This is a genomic window from Erwinia artemisiae, from assembly GCF_051400835.1.
Taxonomy (GTDB): domain Bacteria; phylum Pseudomonadota; class Gammaproteobacteria; order Enterobacterales; family Enterobacteriaceae; genus Erwinia; species Erwinia aeris.
Window position 1 is genome coordinate 170,213 of sequence record NZ_JBLFFM010000001.1, and the last position, 8,409, is coordinate 178,621.

Annotated in this window: 9 protein-coding genes; 5 read left to right on the forward strand and 4 right to left on the reverse strand. The window is 56.9% G+C overall.

Annotated elements, in window-relative coordinates; all coding sequences use genetic code 11:
- Positions 1-4 precede the first annotated feature (4 nt).
- Both ansA and sppA read right to left on the reverse strand, forming a co-directional pair.
- Positions 5-1,024 (reverse strand): asparaginase, encoded by a 1,020-nt coding sequence (gene ansA / locus ACMGEE_RS00835; protein WP_253453753.1) that lies wholly within the window; start codon positions 1,022-1,024, stop codon positions 5-7.
- Between the two features lie 81 nt (positions 1,025-1,105).
- The gene (gene sppA, locus ACMGEE_RS00840; protein ID WP_436829485.1) at positions 1,106-2,962 is read right to left on the reverse strand and encodes a signal peptide peptidase SppA; all 1,857 of its coding nucleotides are present in this window, start codon (positions 2,960-2,962) and stop codon (positions 1,106-1,108) included.
- 181 nt (positions 2,963-3,143) lie between these two features.
- Here sppA and ACMGEE_RS00845 point away from each other — a divergent pair, with 181 nt between their 5' ends.
- The 3 genes from ACMGEE_RS00845 to ACMGEE_RS00855 all read left to right on the forward strand — a co-directional run bounded on the left by ACMGEE_RS00845 (position 3,144) and on the right by ACMGEE_RS00855 (position 6,090).
- Positions 3,144-3,695: an NAD(P)H nitroreductase gene (locus tag ACMGEE_RS00845; RefSeq protein WP_301252746.1), complete on the forward strand. Its 552-nt coding sequence runs from the start codon at positions 3,144-3,146 to the stop codon at positions 3,693-3,695.
- Positions 3,696-3,843: 148 nt separating this feature from the next.
- Positions 3,844-5,760: a DNA topoisomerase III gene (locus tag ACMGEE_RS00850; protein WP_253453760.1), complete on the forward strand. Its 1,917-nt coding sequence runs from the start codon at positions 3,844-3,846 to the stop codon at positions 5,758-5,760.
- Between the two features lie 66 nt (positions 5,761-5,826).
- On the forward strand, positions 5,827-6,090 hold the full coding sequence (locus ACMGEE_RS00855) for a YnjH family protein (protein ID WP_369894824.1): 264 nt from the start codon (positions 5,827-5,829) through the stop codon (positions 6,088-6,090).
- Here the strand turns inward: ACMGEE_RS00855 and ACMGEE_RS00860 are convergent.
- Together ACMGEE_RS00860 and xthA are read right to left on the reverse strand one after the other, a co-directional pair.
- Entirely contained in the window at positions 6,083-6,481 is a 399-nt protein-coding gene (locus tag ACMGEE_RS00860) for a pyrimidine (deoxy)nucleoside triphosphate diphosphatase (protein ID WP_253453763.1), read from the reverse strand. The two genes, ACMGEE_RS00855 and ACMGEE_RS00860, sit on opposite strands and share 8 nt — an antisense overlap.
- Positions 6,481-7,287, reverse strand: a complete 807-nt coding sequence (xthA, locus tag ACMGEE_RS00865; protein WP_436829486.1) for an exodeoxyribonuclease III — start codon at positions 7,285-7,287, stop codon at positions 6,481-6,483. The genes ACMGEE_RS00860 and xthA overlap by 1 nt, the downstream gene beginning before the upstream one ends.
- Positions 7,288-7,496: 209 nt before the next feature.
- Here xthA and ACMGEE_RS00870 point away from each other — a divergent pair, with 209 nt between their 5' ends.
- Complete coding sequence (locus tag ACMGEE_RS00870; RefSeq protein ID WP_253453767.1) at positions 7,497-7,751, forward strand: type II toxin-antitoxin system Phd/YefM family antitoxin; 255 nt, start codon at positions 7,497-7,499, stop codon at positions 7,749-7,751.
- Positions 7,751-8,056: a type II toxin-antitoxin system RelE/ParE family toxin gene (locus tag ACMGEE_RS00875; RefSeq protein WP_253453769.1), complete on the forward strand. Its 306-nt coding sequence runs from the start codon at positions 7,751-7,753 to the stop codon at positions 8,054-8,056. Before ACMGEE_RS00870 ends, ACMGEE_RS00875 begins: the two co-directional genes overlap by 1 nt.
- Positions 8,057-8,409 lie beyond the last annotated feature (353 nt).

Genomic DNA, 8,409 nt, shown 5'->3' on the forward strand with positions numbered 1-8,409 from the left:
TATCTCACTTTTCGTCAGGAGTCAGCTCACCGCGCAAATTCACCTGCATTTGCTGGCGAACTTCATCGCTGGAAAGGTTCTGGCTGAGCAGGAAGTGCAGCTTGGTCAGCGTTGCCTCCACGGTCATATCGTAGCCGCTTACCACGCCCGCCAGCGCCAGCGCGTTCCCCGTCGCATAGCCGCCCATGTTTACCTTGCCGGACATACATTGCGTCAGGTTCACCACGACAATGCCGCGATCGGAAGCTTCTTGCAGCTCTTTCAGGAAAGCCGGATTCTGCGGCGCGTTGCCAACCCCGTAGGAGCGCAGGATCAGCGCTTTTACCGGCTGGCGCAGGAAGTTGCTCACCACGTCGGCAGAAATTCCCGGATAGATCGTGACGACGCCGACAGGCTGAGGCGTAATTGAGCGCACAATGAGCGGTCCCTGGCCCCCAGGAGCCGGAGGCGTGTTCAGACGACGAATATGGATACCCGCTTCCAGTAGCGGCGCCAGGTTAGGCGAGGCGAAAGCGTTAAAGCCGTCGGCATGGGCTTTAGTGGTGCGGTTACCGCGATAAAGCTGATTATTGAAGAAAAGGGCGACTTCATTAATGGGATAGTTAGCCGCGACAAACAGCGAATTAAGCAGGTTTTGCTGACCGTCGGAACGCAGCTCCGCCAGTGGGATCTGTGACCCTGTCACAATTACCGGCTTGGCCAGGTTTTCCAGCATAAAAGAGAGCGCGGAGGCGGTAAACGCCATGGTATCGGTGCCGTGCAGGATCACGAAACCGTCGTAATTATCATAATTAGCCTGAATATCATCCGCAATCGTTTGCCAGTCCTGCGGCGTCATATCGGAAGAGTCGATCAGCGGCTGGTACTCGTGAATGGTAAAATCCGGCATTTCGGCACGATGGAATTCCGGCATCTTCGCCAGCTGATTTTGCAGATGACCAGAAACGGGCACATAGCCATGCTCGGAACGCTGCATCCCGATGGTGCCGCCGGTATAGGCTACATAGATGGATTTTTTTTGCATGTGATTACTCAGGCTTGAAAAAGAGGGCAGTATAAGGGGAAAAACCGGGAAAAGCAGCCCGACCAGCGGGCTGCTTTCGGCTTATTTGACCTGGCTACAGGTCAGGCAGAACGCATAGCGGTTCTGCGGGTCGTTCAGGTTGTCGAGCAGGCCCGGCTGATTTTTCATCGCGGCCATTACGTCATACATTGGCGCAGGCAGATACGCTTGCAGCGCCTCGGGCAGCGCCGCACGTGCGGATGCGTCCATCTGGCTGAACAGCAGATCCATAAAGCCAGGCTCATCCTGATACCAGTTCAGCTGGTATTGCTTGAGATGCGCCAGCTCCGCCGCCTTCGCCACCGCGTCGTCGAAGTCGCCCAGCGCGTCGACCAGGCCATTGCTTTTGGCGTCGCTGCCTGTCCAGACGTGGCCCTGAGCGATTTGATCGATCTGCTCCGGCGTTTTGCCCCGCGAGCTGGCTACCAGACCCAGGAAGTTTTTATAGCCGTTTTCAATGCTCAGCTGCATCAGCTGCTGCACTTCCGACGGCAGTGCTTTGGTCGTCGTCACGTCCGCCAGCGGCGAAGTCGCCACGCCGTCGGTATGGACGCCAATCGCATCCAGCGAGTTTTCAACCGTATTGATCACCCCGAAGATACCGATAGAGCCAGTCAGCGTGCTCGGGCTGGCAATAATGTAATTCGCCGGCGTAGAGATCCAGTAGCCGCCGGAAGCCGCCATACCGCCCATCGACACCACGACCGGCTTGCCTGCCGCTTTGGCCGCCGCCAGCTCCTCACGAATGGTTTCAGACGCGCTGACGCTGCCGCCAGGGCTGTTGACGCGCAGAATAATCGCCTTGACCTTGTCATCCAGGCGCGCCTTGCGAATAGCCAGCGCGGTGGTATCGCCGCCGACGTTGCCCGGCGTTTCCTCGCCGTCCATGATCGCGCCGTTAGCCATGATGACGGCAATATTGCCGTTGGCCACCGGTTTGTCCTTCAGCGGGTAATCGTAGATGCTGGTGCCGTTAAAGTCCTGCGCCTGCTTGTCCCAGCCGAAAACTTTGCCCAGCTGCGCATCCACGACTGAACGAGAAGCCAGTTCATCCACCAGTTTGTTATCTTTTGCATAGCGCGCGGTATCGCCGCCTACTTTCTGCAGGCCATCAAGCACGCCCTGTGCGCCCGGGAACAGCTGCTGCGGCGTTACCTGGCGATTGGCAGCGACAGTATTAAGATAGTTTTGCCACAGCTCGCCAATCCAGCGGCTGTCCGCATCACGCGCGGCAGGCGACATATCATCGCGCAGGAAAGGCTCTACCGCCGACTTATAGGTGCCGACGCGGAAAACATGCGAGCTGACCTTCAGCTTGTCCAGCAGCGTTTTGTAGTAAAGCCCGTTGGTGGCGAAACCGTGTAAATCGACCGTGCCCTGCGGCGACAGATAGATCTTATTGGCGAAGCTGGCGAGGTAGTATTGCGCCTGGCTATAGCTGTCGCCCGTGGCGTAAATCTGTTTGCCGCTGTCGCGGAATTCGCGCAGCGCTTTGCCCATATAGCTCAGCGAGGGCTGATCGGCCCCGGCGAAATCGCGCAGATCGAGCACCATGCCGGTAATATTGGCATCGCTTTTCGCCTGGCGAATCGCGTCCACGACGTCAAACAGCGAATTCTCTTTCAGCCGATCGCTGCTGGTGCCAAGCAGCTGGCGGCCAATCTTGCTGAGCTTATTGCTGACCGAAGGCTTGTCGACAATCACACCGGCAAGGTCGACCACCAGCGCGCCTTTCTGCGTTTCCACAGGCGCGGAAGATTTGGTGAACTGAAAATAGACCACGGCGCAGATCAAAATCAGCAGCACCAGGAAAAGATTAAGAATAAATTCCCGAATAAAATTCAGCAGGTGCCAGGCCCATTTAAAAACGCCAGCGATCGCTCGCCACAAAGTGCGCATAGTCTCTCCATAATCGCGATAATAAACCCGGAAAATCGACGGAAACCAGCCCGTGCCGGGTCGGGATGGTGACATCCTAAAGAGCAGGGGCAAACTTGTCAGCAGGAAAAAGCGGAATGCTGTAACAAATCATCATCCTGTGCTAGCTTCAGCTGCTCAGCATTCTTATCAGGAGTAAGTTATGGACGCACTGGATCTGGTAGTCAACCGTCGTTCCGCCTCACGTTTAAGCGAACCTGCGCCCGCCGGAGAAGCGCTGGAAAATATCATCCGCGCCGGGATGCGCGCGCCCGATCACGGCACGCTGCAACCGTGGCGTTTTATTGTTGTAGAGAACGAAGGACGCGACCGCTTCAGCCAGCTGCTGGAAAAAGCCGCGCGTGACGACAATATGGAGCCGAAAGCGATTGAGAAGGCTAAGCAGTCGCCGTTTCGCGCGCCGATGATTATCACCGTGGTGGCCCATTGTGAAGAGCACCATAAGGTGCCGCGTTGGGAACAGGTGGTGTCCGCCGGCTGCGCGGTGATGGCGATGCAGATGGCGGCCGTGGCGCAAGGTTTTAACGGCATCTGGCGCAGCGGCGCCTGGACCGAGCATCAGGCCGTGCGCGAGGCGTTTAACTGCCGCGAGCAGGACGCCATCGTCGGCTTTCTTTATTTAGGCACGCCGCAGTTGAAATCCTCCACCACGCTTGTTCCGCCCGATACAACGCCTTTTGTCAGCTATTTCTGACAGATTGTCACCTTCAAAAAAGGCAGAATAGTCGCCTGACCGTCATTTTGCCGGGATAATAAGCGAACGGACGGTGAAACGCTTATCACCGTCTGTTGAAAACGCTACCATCTACCCACTGTTATCCCCTGAAGGAAGCCATCGCCGGATGCGTTTGTTTATTGCCGAAAAACCCAGCCTCGCTCGCGCGATTGCGGACGTTCTACCCAAGCCGCATCGTCGGGGCGACGGCTATATCGCCTGCGGCAGCGATGATGTAGTGACCTGGTGCGTCGGTCACCTGCTGGAGCAGGCGCAGCCCGACAGCTACGATAGCCGCTATGCGCGCTGGTCGCTGGCCGACCTGCCTATCGTGCCGGAAAAATGGCGCCTCCAGCCGCGTCCTTCCGTAGCAAAGCAGCTTAACGTCATTAAAACGCTGTTGGAGAAAGCCAGCGACGTGGTACACGCGGGCGACCCGGACAGAGAAGGGCAGCTGCTGGTGGACGAAGTACTGGACTATCTGGCGCTGCCGCCGCAGAAGCGCGAGCGGGTACAGCGCTGCCTGATCAACGATCTGAACCCACAGGCCGTTTCAAGGGCGATAGATCGTCTGCGGGAGAACCGCGAATTTATCCCTCTGTGCGTATCGGCGCTGGCGCGGGCGCGGGCGGACTGGCTTTACGGCATCAATATGACCCGCGCCTATACGCTGCTGGGCCGTAATGCCGGTTACGATGGCGTGCTGTCGGTCGGGCGCGTGCAGACGCCGGTGCTTGGGCTGGTGGTACGGCGCGATGAAGAGATCGAGAATTTCGTGCCGAAAGATTTCTTTGAGGTAAAGGCGCATATCGTCACGCCGAAGGATGAGCGCTTTGTCGCTACCTGGCAGCCGAGCGAAGCCTGCGAGCCGCATCAGGATGAAGAAGGACGGTTGCTTAATCGCCAGCTCGCCGAGCACGTAGTCGCGCGTATCGGCGGCCAGCCAGCGCACGTGACCAGCTATAACGACAAGCGCGAGAACGACACCGCGCCGCTGCCTTTCTCGCTTTCTTCTTTACAGATAGAAGCGGCCAGGCGCTTTGGCCTGAGCGCGCAAACGGTGCTGGATACCTGTCAGAAACTTTATGAAACGCATAAGCTCATCACCTATCCGCGTTCGGACAGCCGCTATCTGCCCGATGAGCATTTTGCCGGCAGGCATGCTGTGCTCAACGCCATCAATGCGCATCAGCCAGAACTCACGCCGCCAGCCGATTTTGACAGCGATCGCCGCAACCGCTGCTGGGATGATAAGAAGGTGGATGCGCACCACGCTATTATTCCTACGGCGCGCAGCGGGCAGGTGAGGCTGACGGAAAACGAAGCGAATATTTATCGCCTGATCGCCACGCAGTATCTGATGCAGTTCTGTCCCGATGCCATTTACCGTAAATGCGTGATCGAGCTGGACATCGCGGGCGGGAAATTTATCGCTAAAGCGCGCTTTCTTGCCGAAGCGGGCTGGCGCGCGCTGCTGGGCAGCAAAGAGCGGGACGAGGAAAACGACGGCACGCCGCTGCCCGTAGTGGCGAAAGGCGATGAGCTATTGTGCGAAAGCGGAGAGGTGGTCAGCAAGCAGACTCAGCCGCCTCGTGCCTTTACCGATGCCACGCTGTTATCGGCCATGACCGGCATTGCGCGATTTGTTCAGGATAAAGATCTAAAGAAAGTGCTGCGTGCGACCGATGGTTTAGGAACAGAGGCGACGCGCGCCGGGATTATCGAACTGCTGTTTAAACGCGCTTTCCTGATTAAGAAAGGGCGTTACATCAATGCGACTCCCGCCGGGCGCGCGCTGATCCACTCGCTGCCGGAAATGGCGGCGCGTCCGGATATGACCGCCCAGTGGGAATCCACGCTGACCAAAATCAGTGAGAAGCAGTGTCGCTACCAGGATTTTATGCAGCCGCTGGTGGGGACGCTCTATACTCTGATCGATCAGGCGCGACAGCAGCCCGCTGCGCACGCGTTCCGTGGCCTTCCATCACCGGCGGGTAACCGTAAAAAGCCGCAGCGTAAGGCGGCGAAAGCGAAGGGGAATTAAGCGATGAAAAGCATTTTAGTCACGGTCGCGCTGCTGTTTTGTGCTCCGCTGTATGCGGCAGGCGGCATGCATCTCAGCACCGGCCACGGCGATTATGAGCAGGAACCGCCGCAGGGCGGCGGCGTCAATGCCGATGTGATGGTGGATATGCCGCCGGAAGCGTGGACGCAGGGGCAGAACAATCAGCCGCCGTGCCTGCGCTGCTGTACCTATCAAAATCGCAGCTATACGGAAGGCTCGGTAGTGAAGATGGAAGGCGTGCTGTTGCAGTGCAGCCGCGATGAAAAATCTTACGGCACCAATAATCTGATTTGGCAGACCATTAAGTAATCTGTGCGAGCCAGGCGGCCAGCAAGGGAATATCCGCTGGCGCCAGCTCGTAACGCATTGCTTCCTGCGGCAAACACCAGGCGAGCGCCTGATGACAGTTAAGCCCGGGTTCACCGGTAAAGGCTTCTACCAGCCAGGCGTGCAGATGGATCTGCCGCCCGCTGACTTCCCGGCTTTCGCTGGCGATATAGCCACCGATAGCGGCCTCAATGCCCAGCTCCTCTTTCAGTTCCCTTTGCAGCGCCTGAGGCTGGCTTTCGCCTGCCTCCACTTTGCCGCCCGGAAACTCCCACAGGCCGGCCTGATCGCCATGCGGGCCGCGCTGCGCCAGCAAAATTTTCCCCTGACGTACAATCAGCGCGGCCACTACGTCAAGCCGTTCAGCCGCCATCAGAAGCGGAATTCGGACCAGACGGGCGCGTGGTCGGAAGGCTTTTCCATGCTGCGGATATCGTAATCAATGCCGGTTGCTACGCAGCGCTCGGCCAGCGGCTGGCTTGCCAGCAGCAGATCGATACGCAGGCCCCGGTTGTCATCGAAGCCCTTAGAACGGTAATCGAACCACGAGAAGCGATCGTTGATGTCAGAATTCTGCGCGCGCCAGGTATCGACCAGGCCCCAGTTCAGCAGGCGATCCATCCATTCCCGCTCTTCCGGCAGGAAGGAACATTTGCCGGTGCGCAGCCAGCGCTTGCGGCTCTCTTCGCCGATACCAATATCCAGATCGGTCGTGCTGATATTCATATCGCCCATAATCAGTACAGGATTACCGGGCTGGTGCTCCTGCTCCAGATAGCTTTGCAGATCGCGGTAAAACTTCTCTTTTGCCGGGAATTTTGTCGCATGATCGCGGCTCTCGCCCTGAGGGAAGTAGCCGTTGATCACGGTAATATTGCCGATTGGGCTGGCGATATCCGCCATAATCAGGCGGCGCTGCGCATCCTCATCGTCACCGGGAAAACCGCGACGTACCGCTACCGGCTCGCTTTTAGTCAGCAGCGCGACGCCGTAGTGGCCTTTCTGTCCGTGGTAAAACACGTTGTAGCCCAGGCTGGCGACTTCTTCGAGCGGAAACATGTCATCGTGGACTTTGGTTTCCTGTAGCCCGATGACGTCCGGCTGGTGCTGCTCGACGAGGGCGGCAAGCTGATGAGGGCGGGCGCGCAGCCCATTGATATTAAAAGAGACGAATTTCATAACTGCACCCGGTGGCGGGAAAAAAGATGTGCGGATGGTAGCAGAATCGGGCGCGGGCTGTCATTAACGCGCTTTTACTCTATCGACAGACAGGCTTATCTTCAGAGCAGAGGCGAGTTTGTCAAAAAAAAGAGTGGCGTCGTGTTTTCGGTTATTCTATCTTCACTCGAATCGTTCGATCCGCACCATTTATCCCATGAGGAACGTCTATGTTAAGTTTTACCGCCAATCAGGCTAAAACGCAGTTTGGTGATTTGATGACCAAAGCACAGCGCGAGCCAGTCAGCATAACCCGTAACGGTCGTCCTGCCGTTGTTGTTGTTTCTGCCGCAGATTATGAGGTCATCGAACAGCTGAAACTGGAAGCCTTACGCACAAGGTTGGCCCATTCGATTGCGCAGATGGAAGCCGGCCAGGTTCAGGATGGCGAAGCCGTATTTGATGAGCTCATGAAGGATTTGTAATGGGAAAGTATACGCTTACGGATGATGCAAAGCAGGACGTGGAAGAGATTAAAGCTTATTCAATGGAGACCTGGAACCGTGAAACTGCAAAGGCGTATTTGACAGGGATGCGTCTTGCTATACAAAGGCTTGCGGATAATCCCGGCATTGGCGAAGACGCCAGTGATAATACCTGGCCGGGAGTGCGTAGCTGGCCTTATGAGAGACACTATATCTTTTTCGTGCCGAACCCTGAAGGGGTGACCGTGGTCGGCATTCTTCATCAATCCCGCTTGCCAAAGGCATTTAAAAAACGCGCGCCGTGACTTTATTGATACATCTTTACAGGATTAGGCCGAAGCTTCTCATCCTTCCCCGTGGGGGATCTGGAAGATTGTGCTTAAACATTGGGATTCAAAGAGGTCTGAAATGGTGGTGCTGAGGTTGGCATCGTGCGGGAAGGATTCACGTCACTGCGTTCCGTGCCCTGCGGGTCAAACCTTCGAGGTCGAAGCTTCTCATCCTTCCCCGTGGGGGATCTGGAAGATTGTGCTTAAACATTGGGATTCAAAGAGGTTTGAAATGGTGGTGCTGAGGATGGCATCGTGCGGGAAGGATTCACGTCACTGCGTTCCGTGCCCTTCGGGTCAAACCTTCGAGGTCGAAGCTTCTCATCCTT